11 protein-coding genes are annotated in these 17,655 nt (G+C 62.6%); 8 read left to right on the top strand and 3 right to left on the bottom strand.

The window, feature by feature from the left end:
- Positions 1 to 113 precede the first annotated feature (113 nt).
- The 3 genes from V7E26_RS00860 to V7E26_RS00850 are packed head-to-tail and all read right to left on the bottom strand — an operon-like array spanning position 114 to position 4,892.
- Entirely contained in the window at positions 114 to 1,658 is a 1,545-nt protein-coding gene (locus V7E26_RS00860) for a SpoVR family protein (protein ID WP_324412446.1), read from the bottom strand.
- Positions 1,655 to 2,935 carry a YeaH/YhbH family protein gene (locus V7E26_RS00855; RefSeq protein WP_324412444.1) on the bottom strand — a complete coding sequence of 427 codons (1,281 nt, stop codon included), beginning with the start codon at positions 2,933 to 2,935 and terminating at the stop codon, positions 1,655 to 1,657. Before V7E26_RS00855 ends, V7E26_RS00860 begins: the two co-directional genes overlap by 4 nt.
- A 13-nt stretch (positions 2,936 to 2,948) precedes the next feature.
- On the bottom strand, positions 2,949 to 4,892 hold the full coding sequence (locus V7E26_RS00850) for a PrkA family serine protein kinase (RefSeq protein ID WP_324412441.1): 1,944 nt from the start codon (positions 4,890 to 4,892) through the stop codon (positions 2,949 to 2,951).
- Positions 4,893 to 5,397: 505 nt separating this feature from the next.
- On the opposite strand from V7E26_RS00850, the gene V7E26_RS00845 reads away from it, so the two are divergent.
- From V7E26_RS00845 to V7E26_RS00810, 8 genes are all read left to right on the top strand, one after another.
- Entirely contained in the window at positions 5,398 to 5,850 is a 453-nt protein-coding gene (locus V7E26_RS00845) for a DsrE family protein (protein WP_324412439.1), read from the top strand.
- Between the two features lie 347 nt (positions 5,851 to 6,197).
- Positions 6,198 to 9,044 carry a bifunctional transaldolase/phosoglucose isomerase gene (locus tag V7E26_RS00840; RefSeq protein WP_324412437.1) on the top strand — a complete coding sequence of 949 codons (2,847 nt, stop codon included), beginning with the start codon at positions 6,198 to 6,200 and terminating at the stop codon, positions 9,042 to 9,044.
- Positions 9,045 to 9,056: 12 nt separating this feature from the next.
- Positions 9,057 to 10,052: a phosphogluconate dehydrogenase (NAD(+)-dependent, decarboxylating) gene (gene gnd / locus V7E26_RS00835; RefSeq protein WP_324412435.1), complete on the top strand. Its 996-nt coding sequence runs from the start codon at positions 9,057 to 9,059 to the stop codon at positions 10,050 to 10,052.
- Positions 10,053 to 10,058: 6 nt separating this feature from the next.
- Entirely contained in the window at positions 10,059 to 11,570 is a 1,512-nt protein-coding gene (gene zwf, locus V7E26_RS00830) for a glucose-6-phosphate dehydrogenase (RefSeq protein WP_324412433.1), read from the top strand.
- 3 nt (positions 11,571 to 11,573) lie between these two features.
- Positions 11,574 to 12,329, top strand: coding sequence for a 6-phosphogluconolactonase (pgl, locus tag V7E26_RS00825; protein WP_324412431.1), 756 nt, complete (start codon positions 11,574 to 11,576; stop codon positions 12,327 to 12,329).
- Positions 12,313 to 12,840: a gluconokinase gene (locus tag V7E26_RS00820; RefSeq protein WP_324412429.1), complete on the top strand. Its 528-nt coding sequence runs from the start codon at positions 12,313 to 12,315 to the stop codon at positions 12,838 to 12,840. The genes pgl and V7E26_RS00820 overlap by 17 nt, the downstream gene beginning before the upstream one ends.
- Positions 12,837 to 13,637: an HAD family hydrolase gene (locus V7E26_RS00815; RefSeq protein ID WP_324412427.1), complete on the top strand. Its 801-nt coding sequence runs from the start codon at positions 12,837 to 12,839 to the stop codon at positions 13,635 to 13,637. Before V7E26_RS00820 ends, V7E26_RS00815 begins: the two co-directional genes overlap by 4 nt.
- A gap of 497 nt (positions 13,638 to 14,134) precedes the next feature.
- Positions 14,135 to 17,443: a beta strand repeat-containing protein gene (locus V7E26_RS00810; protein ID WP_324412425.1), complete on the top strand. Its 3,309-nt coding sequence runs from the start codon at positions 14,135 to 14,137 to the stop codon at positions 17,441 to 17,443.
- Positions 17,444 to 17,655 lie beyond the last annotated feature (212 nt).

The following is a 17,655-nucleotide window of genomic DNA, read 5'->3' as shown; positions in this document are numbered from 1 at the left end:
GCATCGCGGCCGTGGCAAATGCTCGTTGCCGAAAGATTCTCACACTCTGAGGAGCAGGCGAAGCCTGCGTCTCCAAGGATGCAGGCCACCATGACGGGTCCGTGGAAACCCTGCTACGCCGCCGCGGCGAGGCTGCGCGGGTGCGCGACATATTCCTTCAGCACCGTACCTGATGCATCGCTCTCGACCAGCGACACGTCGTAGCTCCAGAGATCCGCCAAGTGCTGCAGCACGCGCTTGGCATCGGCTTCGCTGAGCTGGGCGCCCTTCACCACGGTGTGGCGCAGCATCAGGCGGCGGTCGCCGGCAAGGTCGACATCGACGACTTCGATGTTCGCATCGATGTAGCCAACATCATATTGCTTGGCCAGTTCGCGCCGCAGCCGGCGATAGCCGCGCTCGTTGTGGATCGCGTCGACCAGGATGCCGGAGCGATCCTCCGGATCGTCGTGCAAATGGAACATGCGGAACTGCCGCATCAGGCGCGGGCTCAAGTACTGGCTGATGAAGCTCTCGTCGCGATAATTGGCCCAGATATCGCGCAATACCGCCATCGCATCGCCGCTGCCGGCGATGTCGGGGAACCACTCGCGGTCTTCGGCTTTCGGATTTGTGACAATGCGCTCGATGTCCTGCATCATCGCAAAGCCGAGCGCGTAGGGATTGAATCCGGAATAGCGGGGATCGTCGAACTCGGGCTGGAACACCACGTTGGTGTGCGACTGCAGGAATTCGAGGAAATTGCCGTCGGTCAGCCGACCCTGCTCATGCAGGCGGTTCATGATCTGGTAGTGAACGTAGGTCGCCGTGCCCTCGTTCATCACCTTGGTCTGGCTTTGCGGATAGAAATACTGCGCGATGTGCCGCACGATCCGCAGGATCTCGCGCTGCCAGGGGCGCAGGCGCGGCGCTGTCTTCTCCAGGAAGTACAGCAGGTTTTCCTGCGGCAGACCGAGCATCTGGCGGCGGCGCTCGACATCGAGTATCGCGCTGGTCTTCGCCGGGCCGGTCGGAACGGTGCGCCACAGATCGTTGAACGCGGCTTCCTCATGGGCACGGCGCCGCCCCGCCCGCTTCTCCTCGGCGCGAAGATCGAGGCTCTTCTTGCCCGGATAGCGATCGATGCCGTGCGACATCAATGCGTGCGCGGCGTCGAGCGTGTGCTCGACCGCGAGGCGGCCGTGGCGCTCCTCGCAATGCGCCACGTAGCGCTTGGCGAATTCGAGATAGTCGAGAATGCCGTCGGCGTCGGTCCACTGCTTGAACAAATAGTTGTTCTTGAAGAAGTGATTGTGGCCGAAGGCGGCGTGAGCGATGACTAGCGTCTGCATCGTCGCGGTGTTTTCCTCCATCAGGTAGGAAATGCACGGCGAAGAGTTGATGACGATCTCATAGGCCAGCCCCATCAGGCCCTTGCGATAGGATGCCTCCTGGAAGGCAAAGTGCTTGCCGAATGACCAGTGCTTGTAGAACAGCGGCATGCCGACGGACGAATAGGCGTCCAGCATCTGCTCGGCGGTAATGACCTCGATCTGGTTCGGATAGACGTCGAGCTTCAACTCGTCCCTGGCCACCTGCTCGCAGGTATCGCAGATCCGCTGCAGCGTGTGAAAATCCCAGTCGGCTCCCTGGAACAGCAACTGGCCAGTCGCGCTCATGATGCCGTCCTTTCCTGCGGGCCACGACGCTGGAAGAGATCGTGGAACACCGGGAAGATCTCGCTGCGCTCGTTGACCTTGCGCATCGATAGCGGCGCCCCGTTGGCGCGCAGCCCTTCATAGAGAGTCCAGAGTGCCGAATTGGGCATTTCGTAGGATAGCCCGTGTTCCTGGCCGACTTCGAGATAGGCAAAGAACTGGCTCACCGGCAGGATCATGTCGGTCAGAAGGCGGCCTGTGACCTCGCCGTCCGAATAGGAATTGTCGCCGTCCGAGGCCTGCGCGGCGTAAATGTTCCAGTCCTCCGGACGAAAGCGCGTGCGCACGATGTCATGCATCGCCTGCAGCGCGCTCGATACCAGCGTGCCGCCGGAAGCCGGTCCGTGGAAGAATGTCTGCTCGTCGACCTCTTCGGCGCGGTCGGTATGGCGGATGAAGACGATCTCGACATGGCGGTAGCGCCGCTTCAGGAACACGTAGAGCAGCATGTAGAAGCGCTTGGCGAGATCCTTCATGTGCTCGGTCATCGAGCCGGAGACATCCATCAGGCAGAACATGACGGCCTGCGCCACCGGCTTCGGCACCGTCTCGAAGCGTCGGTAACGGATGTCGATCGGATCGATGAAGGGGATGCGCTTGATTTTCGCCTTCAAGGCTTCGATCTCAGCCAAAATCTCGGCGCGCCGTGCCTCGCTGCAAGTCTCCAACTCGACTTCCAGCTCGGCCAGCGCCTCCGGCCTCGGTCGTCGCAGCGCGACGCGCCGTGCCAGCGCGCGGCTGACGGTCCGGCTGATCGAGATGTTGGCGGGTGAGCCCGACGTCGAATAGCCGGCGCGGCGAATGCCCTGGGATTCGACCTCGGCCAGCTTTCGCTTGGCAAGGTCAGGCAGCTCAAGATCGTCCAGAAACAGATCGACGAACTCGTCGCGACTGAGCACGAAGCGGAACGCATCCTCGCTGTCGCCCTCGCCGGCCTGACGTCCACCCCTGCCGCTGCCCCCGCTGGGCCGCGGCAGAACATCGCCTTCGACGAACTTCTTGTTGCCGGGCAGGACCATGTCGCGCGTACCGCCTTCGCGGCGAAAGCGCGGCTCGTCCATGCCATCGACGGGGACGCTGACCTCGCCGCCTTCCAGGACATCCTTGATGTCCCGGTCCTGCGACGACCTCTTCACCGCCCCTTGAACCAGCGCCTTGGCTCGACGCAGAAAGCGCTGGCGATTCTCCAGACTTTTGCTGCCTGGGTTCAGGCGCCGGTCGACGATGTGTATGGCCACGGTCTCATCCGCCTCAGCCTGCCTGCTTCACGCGCATGTACCACTCGACCAACCGGCGGACTTGCCGCTCGGTGTAGCCGCGCTCGACCATGCGCGCGACAAACTCGCCGTGCTTCTTTTCGGTCTCGCCGTCCTTCTTGGAGCCGAAGGAAATCACGGGAAGCAGATCCTCTACCTGCGAGAATATCCGCTTTTCGATCACTTCGCGAATCTTCTCGTAGCTGGTCCATGTCGGGTTTTTACCGCCGTTCTGGGCGCGCGAGCGCAGCGAGAACTTGACCACCTCGTTGCGGAAGTCCTTCGGATTGGCGATGCCCGCCGGCTTTTCGATCTTGGTCAGCTCCTGATTGAGCAACTCGCGATCGAGCAGTTGTCCGGTATCGGGATCCTTGAAGTCCTGATCCTCGATCCAGGCATCGGCGTAATCGACGTAGCGGTCGAACAGGTTCTGGCCGTAATCCGAATAGGACTCCAGATAGGCCTTCTGGATCTCGTGTCCGATGAATTCGGCGTAACGCGGCGCCAGCTCGGCCTTGATGAATTCGAGATAACGCTTCTCGACTTCGTCGGGGAGCTGCTCGCGGCGGATCGCCTGCTCGAGCGTGTACATCAGATGGACTGCGTCGGCCCCGACCTCATTGGTGTCGTGGTTGAAGGTCGCGGCGAGCACCTTGAACGCGAAGCGGGTCGAAACGCCGTCCATGCCTTCATCGACGCCGGCGGCATCCCTGTATTCCTGGACGCTGCGCGCCTTCGGATCTGATTCCTTCAGGCTTTCGCCGTCGTAGATCCGCATCTTGGCGTACACGGTCGAATTCTCGTGCTTGCGTAAGCGCGACATCACCGAGAAGCGCGCCATGGTTTCCAGCGTGGCCGGAGCGCAAGGTGCGGTGGCGAGCTCCGAGCCCTGGATCAGCTTCTCGTAGATCTTCTGCTCTTCGGCGACGCGCAGCACGTACGGCACCTTGATGACGCAGATGCGGTCGATGAAGGCTTCATTGTTCTTGTTGGTCTTGAAGCTCTGCCATTCAGCCTCGTTGGAGTGGGCGAGAATGACGCCGGTGAACGGGATCGCACCGATGTTTTCGGTGCCGATATAATTGCCTTCCTGCGTCGCCGTCAGCAGCGGATGCAGCATCTTGATCGGCGCCTTGAACATTTCGACGAATTCGAGGATGCCCTGGTTGGCGCGATTGAGGCCGCCCGAATAGCTGTAGGCGTCGGGATCGTTCTGGGCGTAGGTCTCCAGCTTGCGGATGTCGACCTTGCCGACCAGCGAAGAGATGTCCTGGTTGTTCTCGTCACCGGGCTCGGTTTTCGCAATCGCGATCTGACGCAACCGCGACGGCTGGATCTTGGCGACGCGGAATTGCGAGATGTCGCCGCCGAAGGCTTCGAGGCGCTTGTAGCACCACGGGCTCATCAGTCCGGTGAGACGACGGCGCGGAATGCCATACTTCTCTTCCAGCATCGGGCCGAGCGATTCCGGATCGAACAGGCTGAGCGGACTTTCGAAGACGGGGCTGAGTTCGTCGCCCGCCTTCAACACGTAGATCGGGTGGACTTCCATCAGCGACTTCAAGCGCTCGGCGAGCGACGACTTGCCGCCACCGACCGGCCCGAGCAGATAGAGGATCTGCTTGCGCTCTTCGAGACCTTGCGCAGCGTGGCGGAAGAATCCGACGATACGTTCGATCGTGTCTTCCATTCCGTAGAAGCCGGCGAAGGCCGGATAGAGCCGCATCGTGCGGTTCAAAAAAATACGGCCAAGGCGTGGATCCCTGGCCGTGTCAATCATCTGGGGCTCGCCGATCGCAGCTAGCAGTCGCTCTGCAGCGTTGGCGTATCGCATCGGATCGTTTCGACACGACTCCAGATATTCCGCCATCGACATGTCGGTCTGGCTTCTGGCTTCGAAGGACCGGGCGAAAGCATTGAACAGAGAATCGTTGTACATGATCCGTCTCTCCATGGTCACCTGTAAATGCCGGACGCACCCTCGGGTTCCAGTTCGGAGCGTCTCAGCTTCCGTTCGCGAATCACCATCAGTACATGCACCGATTGGACACGCGAGCGACTTCACAATGCAATGCAATAGTCATGCTAGGGGCCTCTACCTCGTAGAGATACGGTGCCATTTCGATCGCGTTGTATCCGTGCGGCAACATTTTCACCGGTTTAGTACTGACCATGATGTAAGGAGTTTTTTAAGGATTCCGAGTGGCGGTACCGTGCGAATCTGCGGCGGGGTCGAGCACCTGAAGCAGCAAAGCGGATCGGCTTTTGAACTTTGAACGGCCCAAACGGGCGGGGAATGACGGCTTTTTGCCGCCTTCTACCGCCGTTTCGACGGCAAACAGCGGCAAACATTAACAGGCATTCATTTGATCAGCCGGGCTTTGAACGCAGCGCACACCGGCTGCAACTAAAGTCAAATGCCACGTGTTTAATCCGAGTCTGCCATGAAATGCGCCTCGATCGCCGCCCTGCTCTCCGTCTCCGTCATCTTTGGAGCTACGGCCGCCGCCTCTCGCGCCGGTGCGGCAAACGAAGCGCCACCGGCGAAACCGAAAGTGGTCTATCACCTCAACGATCTCGACAGAGTGAGCTTTATCGTCGGCAACATCCAGAACCATCTCGACGGCGTCGGCGGCCCCGAACACGTCACGATCGCGCTGGTGGTTCACGGCCAGGCATTGCGCGCCTTTCATTCGGCTTCCGCCAATCCCGACCTGTCCAAACGCGTCGGCCAGTTTTCCAGGGCAGGGCTCGAACTCACCGCCTGCGGCAACACCATGAAGTCGCAGAACGTCGCGCTGAAGGATCTGCTGCCCGGCTTCGTCGCCGCCGAGCGCGGCGGCGTGGTGCGGATCGCCGAATTGCAGTCGCAAGGCTATCTCTACCTGAGACCTTGATACGCGGAAGAGTTGACGTGAACGCTTCACGTCAACGGCTCATTTGAGCGATCTCGTCGCCGCACTTTCGCCCGCTCCATCGCGCCGGTTGCTCATGACGCACTCCTTCACGACTTCGTGCTTGTGCCGGTTGATGTCGTCATCACAGAGGCCGGTTCGACGGCTACACCCTGTCGAAGTCTGGGCAGGCCGGCGAAATCCGGGGATCGAACCAGCGCGGATGGCGTTATCGTCCCACGCGGCACCATTCCGTCCGGCTGCACGGCCAACCAAATATTGACATTCCGGCCCTGCCCCCGAAACTGCCGAAAACCCAAAAATCGACCGCGCAAACCGAATAAGGCACCATGAATCCCGTCAAATCACTTGAAAACCACGGTCAGGCCGTCTGGCTTGACTTCCTTGCCCGCGGCTTCGTTGCCAAGGGCGACCTCAAGGCGCTGATCGATACCGACGGCGTCAAGGGCGTGACGTCGAACCCCTCGATTTTCGAGAAGGCGATCGGCAGCTCGGATGAATATGACGGGGCGATCGGCAAGGCGCTGCGGAAGGGCGACCGCCCGGTCGCCGACCTGTTCGAAGCGCTCGCCGTCGAGGACATTCAGAATGCCGCCGACGTGCTGCGGCCGGTTTACGACCAGTTCGACGGCAATGACGGTTTTGTCAGCCTCGAGGTCTCGCCCTATCTGGCGATGGACACCAGGGGGACGATCGCCGAAGCCGAGCGGCTCTGGAAGGATGTCGACCGCCAGAACCTGATGGTGAAGGTGCCGGCGACGCCGGAAGGCCTGCCCGCGATCGAACGGCTGATCGGCGAAGGCATCAGCATCAACATCACCCTGCTGTTCTCGCAGTCCGTCTATCGCGAGGTCGCGGAGGCCTATATCGCCGGGCTTGAAAAATACGTCGCCAAGGGCGGCGATCCCGCGCCTGTCGCCAGCGTCGCCTCGTTCTTCGTCAGCCGTATCGATACTGCCGTCGACAAGCAGCTCGACGACAAGATCGCCAAGGCGAATGATCCGAGCGAGAAGGAGCGGATGACCGCGCTGAAGGGCAAGGTGGCGATTGCCAACGCCAGGCTTGCCTATCAAGATTACAAGCGGCTGTTTGCCGGCCCGCGCTGGGAAACGCTCGCGGCCAAAGGTGCGAAGCCGCAGCGGCTGTTGTGGGCCTCCACCGGCACCAAGAACAAGGACTACAGCGATGTGCTGTATGTCGAGGAACTGATCGGCCCCAATACCGTCAACACCGTGCCGCCGGCGACGCTCGACGCCTTCCGCGACCACGGCAAGGTGCGCGACAGCCTCGAGGAGAACATCGACGACGCGCGGCGTGTGCTGGAAGAGCTCGAACTATCCGGCATCTCGCTCGATGCCATCACCGACGAACTGGTGAAGGACGGCGTCAAGCTGTTTGCCGACGCCGCCGACAAGCTCTACGGCGCGGTCGCGCAGAAGCGCGCGGCATCTCTCGGCGGCGGCATCGACCACCAGCAACTCGCGCTCGGTGACGGCATCGCGAAAGCGGTCGAGAAGAGCACCGAGGACTGGCGCGCGTCCGCCAAAATCCGCCGTCTGTGGCAGAAGGACAAATCTGTCTGGACCGATGACGACGAGAATAAATGGCTCGGCTGGCTCGACAGCCCGGCCGCGGCCGATATCGCCAATTACGAGGATTTTGCAAAGCGGGTGAAGGGGCAGAAGTTCAGCGACGCGGTCGTGCTCGGCATGGGCGGATCGAGCCTCGGGCCCGAGGTGTTGGCGGAAACCTTCCCGAAGAAGTCGGGTTTCCCGAAGCTGCATGTGCTCGATTCCACCGACCCGGCACAGGTACGCGCGATGGAGGATGCGGTCGACCTCGGCCGCACGCTGTTCATCGTCTCCAGCAAATCGGGCGGCACCACCGAGCCGAACGTGATGAAGGATTACTTCTTCGACCGCGTCGCCAGGACGGTCGGCAAGGCCAAGGCCGGCCATCGCTTCATCGCGGTGACGGACCCCGGCTCGTCATTGGAGAAGACCGCGATCAAGCAGGGCTTTGCCCGCATCTTCCACGGCGATCCCACGATCGGCGGCCGCTATTCGGTGCTGTCGCCGTTCGGCCTGGTGCCGGCGGCAGTAGCCGGTATCGACGTTCGCAGCCTGATTGCGCATACGCTGGCGATGCTGCGCTCCTGCGGCGCCGATGTGCCGCCGCATGAAAATCCGGGCGTGCAGCTCGGCCTCGCCATGGGGCTCGCCGGCCTCGAAGGCCGCGACAAGGTAACGATCACCTCATCGGAGAAGGTCGCCGATTTCGGCGCCTGGGCCGAGCAGTTGATCGCCGAATCCACCGGCAAGGACGGCAAGGGCCTGATCCCGATCGACGGCGAGCCGCTCGGCGCCCCCTCGCTCTACGGCGACGATCGCTTCTTCATCGATATCCGCACCGAGGGCGAGGACGACGCCGCGCATGACGACCGGCTGAAGGCGCTGGAAGCCGCCGGACATCCGGTGGCGCGCATCGTCATGAAGTCGATCGAGCATATCGGCCAGGAATTTTTCCGATTCGAGATGGCGACCGCGGTAGCGGGCGCGATCCTTGGCATCAATCCGTTCAGCCAGCCCGACGTCGAAGCAGCCAAGATCAAGACCCGTGAGCTGACCGGCGCGTTCGAGAAGACCGGTTCGCTCCCTGCGGAAACGCCTGTCATCTCGACCGACGAGGCCGACCTCTACACCGACGAGCACAACGCCGCCGAGTTGCGCAAGGCCGGCGCCGACGGCACTCTCGGTTCCTGGATCAAGGCGCATCTGTCGCGCTCTCACGATGGTGACTATGTCGCACTGCTCGCCTACATCGCGCGCAATCCCGGCACCATCGGCTCGCTGCAGAAGATGCGGCTTGCGGTGCGTGACAGCCGCCATCTCGCAACCTGCGCCGAATTCGGGCCGCGCTTCCTGCATTCCACCGGCCAGGCCTACAAGGGCGGGCCCGACAGCGGCGTGTTCCTGCAGGTCACCGCCGACGACGCCCGGGATTTGCGGGTGCCGGGCCAGAAGGCGAGTTTCGGCATCATCAAGGCGGCGCAGGCGCGCGGCGATTTCGACGTGCTCATCGAACGCGGGCGTCGCGCGTTGCGTGTCCATCTCAAGGGCGATCTCGGATCGGGACTGTCCGCGCTCGACGCCGCGATTTCGGAAGCGCTCAGTTAGGAAGGCAAGAATATGCAACTCGGCATGATCGGCCTCGGCCGGATGGGCGGCAACATCGTCCGCCGGCTGATGAAGAACGGCCACACCGCCGTGGTCTACGACAAGGACGCCAAGGCCGTGACCGGCCTCGCCGGGGAAGGCGCGACCGGCGCCAGCTCGCTGGAAGATTTCGTCGCCAGACTGGAGAAGCCGCGCACTGCCTGGGTGATGCTGCCGGCAGGCAAGATCACCGAGGCCACCATCGACGCGCTGGCAAGACTGATGGAGCCCGGCGACGTCATCATCGATGGTGGCAACACCTTCTGGCAGGACGACGTTCGCCGCGGCGCAGCGCTGAAGGCGAAGGGCCTGCATTATCTCGATGTCGGCACCAGCGGCGGCGTCTGGGGCATCGAGCGCGGCTATTGCATGATGATCGGCGGCGACAAGGCGGTGGTGAACCGGCTCGATCCGATCTTCAAGACCCTGGCGCCCGGCGCCGGCGATATCCCGCCCACGCCGGGCCGCGAGGGCCGCGACCCCCGCGTCGAGCAGGGCTACATCCATGCCGGCCCCTCCGGCGCCGGGCATTTCGTCAAGATGATTCACAACGGCATCGAATACGGCCTGATGCAGGCCTACGCCGAAGGTTTTGACATCCTGAGGAACGCCAATATCGAGGCGCTGCCGCCGGAGCATCGTTTCGAATTCGATATCGCCGATATCGCCGAGGTGTGGCGGCGCGGCAGCGTGATCCCGTCCTGGCTGCTCGACCTCACTTCCTCCGCGCTCGCGGAAAACCACACGCTCGACAACTACTCGGGCTTTGTCGAGGATTCCGGCGAAGGCCGCTGGACCGTCAACGCCGCGATCGACGAGGCCGTGCCGGCGGAAGTGCTGACGGCGGCGCTCTATGCGCGCTTCCGCTCGCGCAAGGATCACACCTTCGCGGAAAAGATCCTGTCCGCGATGCGGGCCGGATTTGGCGGCCACAAGGAACCGCCGAAAAAACCAACGACGAAGGCCTGAGCAATCATGGCGGTCGGTCAGACAATCCAGAACAAACCCGATCCCTGCTCCTTCGTCATTTTCGGCGTGACCGGCGACCTAGCGCACCGGCTGGTCGTTCCTGCTCTCTACAATCTCGCGGCCAGCGATCTCCTGCCGGACAGGTTTTGCCTGGTCGGCGTCGCCCGCAAGGGTATGACCGCCGAGCGGCTGCGCGACAGCCTGATGAAGGGCCTGCACCAGTTCGCGAACCGGCCGATCGACGGCGCCATCGCAAAGCGCCTGCTCGGCTGCCTCTCCTGCATCGAGGCCGATCCGAAAGATCCGGCTTCCTTCGACGCCATGAGCAAACAGCTCAACGAGCTGGAAGCCGCGCGAAACACCGGCGGCAACCGCCTGTTCTATCTGGCGACCCCGCCGAATGCATTCCTGCCGATCAGCCGCGAGCTTGCCCGCACCGGCATGCTGGCCGAGAACGGCGCGTGGCGGCGGCTGGTGGTGGAAAAGCCGTTCGGCACCGATCTCGCCTCGGCAAGGGCGCTGAACACCGAACTGCTCAAGCTCGTCGACGAGCACGAGATCTACCGGATCGATCATTATCTCGGCAAGGAGACGGTGCAGAACATTTTGGTGCTGCGCTTCGCCAACGGCATGTTCGAGCCGATCTGGAATCGCAACCACATCGATCACGTCCAGATCACGGTGGATGAACAGCTCGGCGTCGGCCATCGCGGCAGTTTCTACGACCAGACCGGCGCGTTGCGCGACATGGTCCCCAACCACCTGTTTCAGCTGATGTCGCTGGTGGCAATGGAGCCGCCGATCCGCTTCGACGCGCATTCGGTGCGCGCGGAAAAAGCCGACGTGCTCGCGGCCATCCAGATGCAGAGCAAGGCCGAGGCGCTGGGGAATTCAGTGCGCGGCCAGTATCTCGCGGGACGGATCGGAGATGCAGAAATCGCCGACTACCGCCGCATCGAGGACGTCGCAACAGGCAGCACCACCGAAACCTATGTGGCGCTCAAGCTGATGATCGACAATTGGCGCTGGGCCGGCGTTCCCTTCTATTTGCGCACCGGCAAGGCGCTGGGCGTCAAGCGCACCGAAGTCGCGATCAAGTTCAAGCAGGCGCCGTTCGCGATGTTCACCTGCACGCCGGTGGAACAGCTGGCTCAGAACTACCTCGTGATCGGCGTTGCGCCGAACGAAGGCATTGCGCTGCAGTTCAACACCAAGGTGCCGGGCCCCTCGATCCTGATCGACGGCGTCGAGATGAAGTTTCGCTACAAGGACTATTTCAAGGCCGCGCCGTCGACCGGCTACGAGACCCTGATTTACGACTGCATGATCGGCGACAACATCCTGTTCCAGCGCGCCGACAGCGTCGAAGCCGGCTGGAAGGCCGTGCAGCCGTTCCTCGATGCCTGGAAGAAGGCAGGCGCCGACGGTTTGAAGACCTACAAGGCCGGCAGCGAAGGTCCCGCGGAAGCCGACGAGCTGCTGGCCCGCGATGGACGGACGTGGCGGAAGTTCGGATAGGCGATGGCAGATCACGACAACCGCGAACTGATCGTGGTCGCCAATCCGGCGGCGATGGCGGCAACTGCCGCCGAGCACTTGCTGGCGAGGGCGGCCGCCAATAGTGGCCGCATTGCGGTCTGCCTGACCGGCGGGTCGAGCCCGAAGCAGCTCTATCAACTGCTTGCGACCGAGCCCTATCGCAGCCGGATTCCGTGGCAGCGGGTACACTGGTTCATCGGCGATGAACGGTTCGTGCCGGCGACCGATCCGCTCAACAACATGGGCATGGCGCGAGCGGCTTTCCTGGATCAATGCGCACCGGCGGCGCATATCCATCCGATTCCGACGGCAACCACCGACCCTGCCGATCCCGACTGGGGCGCGGCGCTCTACGAGCAGGAGCTGCAATCCTTCTACGGAGCTGAGATACTCGACCCGGCGAGACCTCTGTTCGATCTCGTGCTGATGGGCGTCGGCCCTGACGGCCATACCGCGTCGCTGTTTCCCGGCGATGCCGCGCTTGACGAGCAGGCACACTGGGTGGTCGGCGTGCCCAAGGCGAATGTCGCGCCGTTCGTCCCCCGGGTCAGCCTCACGCTATCCACACTTGCCTCCTGCCACCAAATGCTGTTCGAGGTGTCCGGCCGGGACAAGCGGGCGATCTTGACGCGGCTGTTCGCAGGCGAGAATCTGCCCGCCAACCGCGCGCGATCCATCGAGGAGACCGTGTGGCTGGTGGATCGGGAAGCGCTTCCGGAGAATGTTGGTGGGCAGTGAGACACCTTGCGCGCTGGTGGTGATGGGCGTTTCCGGCTCGGGCAAGAGCACCATCGCCGATCATTTGGCCCGGCGCCTTGGCTGGGCTTACGAGGACGGCGACCGGTTTCACCCGGCAAGCAATGTGACGAAGATGAGCGCGGGCCATCCTCTGACCGATGAGGATCGCCGGCCGTGGCTGCAGGCGATTGCCGGCGAAATCGACCGCCTTGCGGTAACAGGCGAGCGCGCCGTGATCGCCTGTTCGGCGCTCAAGCGCGCCTATCGCGACATTCTGGTCCACGGTCGTGAAGACGTTCGCATCGTCTTTCTCGATGGAACGCAGGATCTGATCGCGGCCCGGCTTGCCGCCCGCAAGGGACATTTCATGCCGGCGGGCCTGCTCGCGAGCCAGTTCGCGACCCTGGAACGGCCCGGCGCAGACGAACGGCCGATCGTGGTATCGATCGACGCGCCGGTCGAGGCGATCGTGGATGACATCGTCAGTCAATTGAACCTGGTTGCGCAATGACCCCCATCAAGCTTGTGGTTTCGGACGTCGACGGCACGCTGCTGACGCATGATAAGGTTCTCACCGACGGCGCAAAAAGCGCCGTGGACAGGCTGCACGCGGCCGGCATCGGCTTCACCATCGTCTCCAGTCGGCCGACCATCGGCATCGGCTTTCTGATCGAGCCGCTTTCGATCACGCTTCCGATCGGCGCCTTCAACGGCAGTTCGATCGTCGACGCCGCGCTGAAGCCGATCGAACAGCATCTGATCGGAACAAGCGTGGCGCAGCGCAGCGTCGATGTGCTCAAGGCGTTCGGCGCCGACATCTGGCTGTTCAGCAACGCGCGCTGGTACACGCGCAATCCGGACGGCGAATACGTTCCGCACGAGAAGCGCGCCATCAAGGCCGATCCGACCATCGTCGACGACTTCACGCCGCATCTGGCTGAAGCCTGCAAGATCGTCGGCGCCAGCTCGGATCCGGTGCGGCTTCAGCGCTGCGAAGCCGCGATGCGCGAAGCCGTCGGCGCGGATGCGACCGCCGTCCGCTCGCAGACCTACTATCTCGACGTCACGCCATCAGGCCACGACAAGGGCACCTTCGTTGACGCGATGATCAAGCGGCTCGGCATTTCGGCTGCCGAGGTTGCGACCATCGGCGACATGGAGAATGATCTGCCGATGTTTGCGCGCAGCGGCGTTTCGTTTGCCATGGGCAATGCCGCCGACGACATCAAGCAGCGCGCAACCCATGTGACCGAAAGCAACAAGCGTGACGGATTTGCGCGCGCGATGGACGTAATTTTGCAAGGTTGACGGGCAGATGAACTTCAACCGCCTGCCCTGCCTGAAGTCAGAACTCCGCGCCGATAAAAGCAGTTACAATACAAGAATATCGCACTGCGGTAAATCGCCTCATGAACGCAAAAACATGCATCCCGTGGATCGATTATTCCTACAGTAATCCGAAATTGCGCCACATTATTGCCCTCTCTTGAATTGGAAATGAAGCTGCAGGCTTTAATCCATCTTCGCGAACAAGCGTCCGTGGAGGTTTTTCCAAAGTCTTCGCCCGCCGAAATATGCTTTTGAATTTGCTGTTCCAAACAGCAATTTGATCGCTTAGTTTTCGCGGGCCCTAACGGCGGCATTGTTGCGAATAGTTTGTAGAGAGCAGAGTAATGGCCATTACCGCCACTTTTAATCCCGCCACCGGCCTCCTCTCGGAATTTGGTGATCCGTTCGAAAATACGATCGTTACAAGCCGCGATTTAAACGGAAATATTCTGGTTAACAGCGGCGCGGTTCCAATCGTGGGCGGCACGCCGACCGTAGCCAACACCACCCTCATTCAGGCATTCGGCCAGGACGGCAACGACGATATCAGCCTCAACGAGAGTTTCGGCCTGCTGCCGGGCGCAAACCTGTTCGGAGGCAACGGCAACGACCTGTTGACCGGCGGCTCAGGAGCGGACCAGCTTTTTGGCGGCGCCGACGACGATATATTGTTCGGCAGGGACGGTGCCGATCACCTGTTCGGTGGCGATGGCAACGACACACTCAGCGGCGGGGCTGGTGACGATCAGGTCTCCGGCGAGGCCGGCGACGACCTGATGATCTGGAATCGGGGCGACGGAACCGACCTGTTCGAGGGCGGCGATGGTGTCGACACCGCCGAGGTCAATACCGGCAATGGCTCGGAGATCTTCACGATTGTTGCGAATGGCACGCGCGTCCGGCTTGATCGGATCAGTCCAGCGCCGTTCAGCCTCGACATCGGAACGACGGAAAACCTCGTCGTCCACGCCAATGGCGGCGATGACACCATCACGGCAGGCAACGGGCTCGCCGCCCTGATCGCGCTCACGCTCGACGGAGGCGACGGCAACGACACCATCACAGGCGGCGATGGCGCTGATCTGATATTGGGCGGCGCCGGCAACGACATCGTGACCGGCGGACGCGGCAACGACACCGCCCTGCTGGGCGACGACGACGACACCTTTATCTGGAATCCGGGCGACGGCAGCGACACGGTCGAAGGCCAGGGCGGCACGGATACGCTGCAGTTCAACGGAGCCAATATCGCCGAGAACATCGATATCTCGGCCAATGGCTCGCGCGTTCGCTTCACTCGCGACGTCGCCAATATCGTCATGGATCTCAACAGCGTGGAGAAAATCAATTTCCAGGCGTTGGGCGGCGCGGATCACGTCACCGTCAACGATCTCGCCGGCACTGGTGTGCAGCGGGTCGCCATCGATCTGCAGGCAAGCGGCGGCGGCAGCGATGGTGCGGCCGACAACGTGACGGTCAACGCGGCCGGCAGCTCCGATAACATCGCCGTCACGCTGGCCGGCGCGGAAATCCTCGTCAACGGCCTCGCGGCGCAAACCTCGATCGTGGGGCAGGAAGCGGCCAACGATGCGCTGGTGATCAACGGTCTTGACGGCGCCGACGTCATCGATGCCTCCGCCCTCGCCGCGGGCCAGATCAAGCTGACCATCGATGGCGGCGATGGCGACGACGTCATAACCGGCAGCGCCGGCGCTGACGTCCTGATCGGCGGCAACAACAACGACACGGTGATCGGCGGTCGCGGCGACGACGTTGCGCTCCTGGGCGCCGACGACGACACATTCATCTGGAATCCCGGCGACGGCAGCGATGTGGTCGAGGGCGAGGGCGGCTTCGACACGCTGCAGTTCAACGGCGCCAATGTCGCCGAGAATATAGACATTTCCGCCAATGGCGGCCGCGTCCGGCTTACCCGCGACGTCGCCAACATCGTCATGGACCTGAACGGGGTTGAGAAGATCTCGTTCAAGGCCCTTGGCGGCGCCGACACCATCACCGTCAATGACCTGAGCAGCACCGGCGTCACGCAAGTCGCGGTCGACCTGTCCGCATCGGGCGGCGGTGGCGACGGCGCAGCCGACAAGGTGATCGTCAACAGCACAGCCGGCGACGACCAGATCACGATCACCCAGAGCGGCCAGACCGTCATGGTCAATGGCCTTCCAGCACAGGTTGCGATCAACGGTAAGGAAGCGGGCGATACGCTCGTCATCAACGGGCTGGCCGGCGCCGATGTCATCGACGCTTCCGGCCTGGCGGCCGGTGTGATGGCCCTCACCATCAATGGCGGCGACGATGCCGACCGCATCATCGGCAGCGCCGGCAACGACACCGTCAACGGCGGACGCGGCAACGACGTCGCGCTGCTTGGCGGCGGCGATGACACCTTTGTGTGGAACCCCGGCGACGGCAGCGACACGGTCGAAGGCCAGGGCGGCACGGATACGCTGGACTTCAATGGGGCCAATATCGCTGAACATATCGACATCTCGGCGAATGGCTCGCGCGTGCTGTTCACCCGCGACGTTGCCAACATCGTCATGGACCTGGATGGCACCGAGAAGATCGCCTTCCATGCCCTGGGGGGCGCTGACACCATCACCGTCAACGACCTCACCGGTACGGCCGCCAAGCAGGTCGCGATCGACCTGTCGGCATCGGGCGGTGGCAGCGACGGCGCGGCCGATACCGTCGTCGTCAACGGTAGCGGCTCCGCCGATGCAGTCACGGTTACCCAAAGCGGCCAAGGCATTCTGATCAACGGCCTGCCGGCACGGGTGTCGATCAGCGGTCAGGAAGCGGCCAACGACACCTTGCGGATCAACGGGATGGACGGCGCCGATGTGATCGACGCATCGGCCCTGAATGCAGGACAGATCCATCTGGTGATCGACGGCGGCGCCGGCAATGACGTGATCACCGGCAGCCACGGCAACGATCTGCTCAGCGGCGGGGCCGACGACGACCGGTTCATCTGGAAGGTAGGCAGCGCCGCCGACATTATCACCGACTTCGCCGCGGGCAACGGCACGCCTGACAAGATCGACGTGCGGGCCTTCGCGGGCGCGGGTATCCACGATTTCAATGGCGTTCTCGCGCATGCGGCGCAGATCGGCGCGGATACCGTCATCGATTTCGGTGGCGGCGATACGATGACACTGCTGAACGTGGCGAAGACCAATCTCTCCACCGACGATTTCATCTTTGGCGAGGCCAAACCGCACCTTACCTCGATCACCGCTTCGCCTGCCACGGGTGCCGAGTTGCCAGGCGCGACTATCCATTTCACCCTCGGTTTCGATGAAGCGATTCACGTGTCGGGCGGCACGCCGGCGTTGACGCTGAACAATGGCCAATCAGCCATCTATAACGCGGCGGCTACCGCGCTGCTCGGTGACCCGTCCAAGCTGGTGTTCGACTACGCCATCTACGACAGCGCGCAGCCGACGCCAACGCTCGCAATCACCGGCTTCAATGCCAATGGTGCAAGTGTCGATGACTTCGCCGGCAATCACGCCGACCTCGCCAACGTCACCGCGACCTTCAACGGCCTTTCGGTCCAGGCGCAAGGCATACCGGCCAGCTTCTACTTCGCTCCCAGTCCGCCGTTGCCGTTTCCGGCATTTGGCGACGAACTCCGTCATTCGGATTCGATCGCCGCGCCTTGGGGATTCGGGCTGCAAGCATTCGCTGAGGCTTACGAGAGTTCAGGTCATTTCCCCATTGCCGACCATCACGCCATCTCCGACTTCCATCTGGCGTGAAGCGGTAGGCCGATCCCGCGTATCAAGCCTCCGTGAAGGATAAATCGAGGAGTTCTCAAAGCCTTTCCGCCGAAAATCCGCTTTTATTGCGCAGCGCGATCGGCAAGCGCGAGCCGGTGCCGGACCGCCGTCTTCTCCCATCAAGGCAGGCTCACCCCAGCCCGGGCCCGCCGCGGCGCAGTTCGGCGCCGGCTCGCGCGACCTTCGACGCC

It is taken from the genome of Bradyrhizobium sp. (assembly GCF_036735945.1).
Classification (GTDB): Bacteria; Pseudomonadota; Alphaproteobacteria; order Rhizobiales; family Xanthobacteraceae; genus Bradyrhizobium.
Note: the sequence above shows the minus strand (reverse complement) of the source record. Positions and strands in the feature narration are given on the sequence as shown.

What these genes read in the sequence shown, in the direction of transcription:
- V7E26_RS00850 (WP_324412441.1), bottom strand. Translation starts at nt 4,892, where the DNA reads ATGTACAACGATTCTCTGTTCAATGCTTTCGCCCGGTCCTTCGAAGCC.
- pgl (WP_324412431.1), top strand. Translation starts at nt 11,574, where the DNA reads ATGGCAGATCACGACAACCGCGAACTGATCGTGGTCGCCAATCCGGCG.
- V7E26_RS00820 (WP_324412429.1), top strand. Translation starts at nt 12,313, where the DNA reads ATGTTGGTGGGCAGTGAGACACCTTGCGCGCTGGTGGTGATGGGCGTT.
- gnd (WP_324412435.1), top strand. Translation starts at nt 9,057, where the DNA reads ATGCAACTCGGCATGATCGGCCTCGGCCGGATGGGCGGCAACATCGTC.
- V7E26_RS00845 (WP_324412439.1), top strand. Translation starts at nt 5,398, where the DNA reads ATGAAATGCGCCTCGATCGCCGCCCTGCTCTCCGTCTCCGTCATCTTT.
- V7E26_RS00860 (WP_324412446.1), bottom strand. Translation starts at nt 1,658, where the DNA reads ATGAGCGCGACTGGCCAGTTGCTGTTCCAGGGAGCCGACTGGGATTTT.
- V7E26_RS00815 (WP_324412427.1), top strand. Translation starts at nt 12,837, where the DNA reads ATGACCCCCATCAAGCTTGTGGTTTCGGACGTCGACGGCACGCTGCTG.
- zwf (WP_324412433.1), top strand. Translation starts at nt 10,059, where the DNA reads ATGGCGGTCGGTCAGACAATCCAGAACAAACCCGATCCCTGCTCCTTC.
- V7E26_RS00840 (WP_324412437.1), top strand. Translation starts at nt 6,198, where the DNA reads ATGAATCCCGTCAAATCACTTGAAAACCACGGTCAGGCCGTCTGGCTT.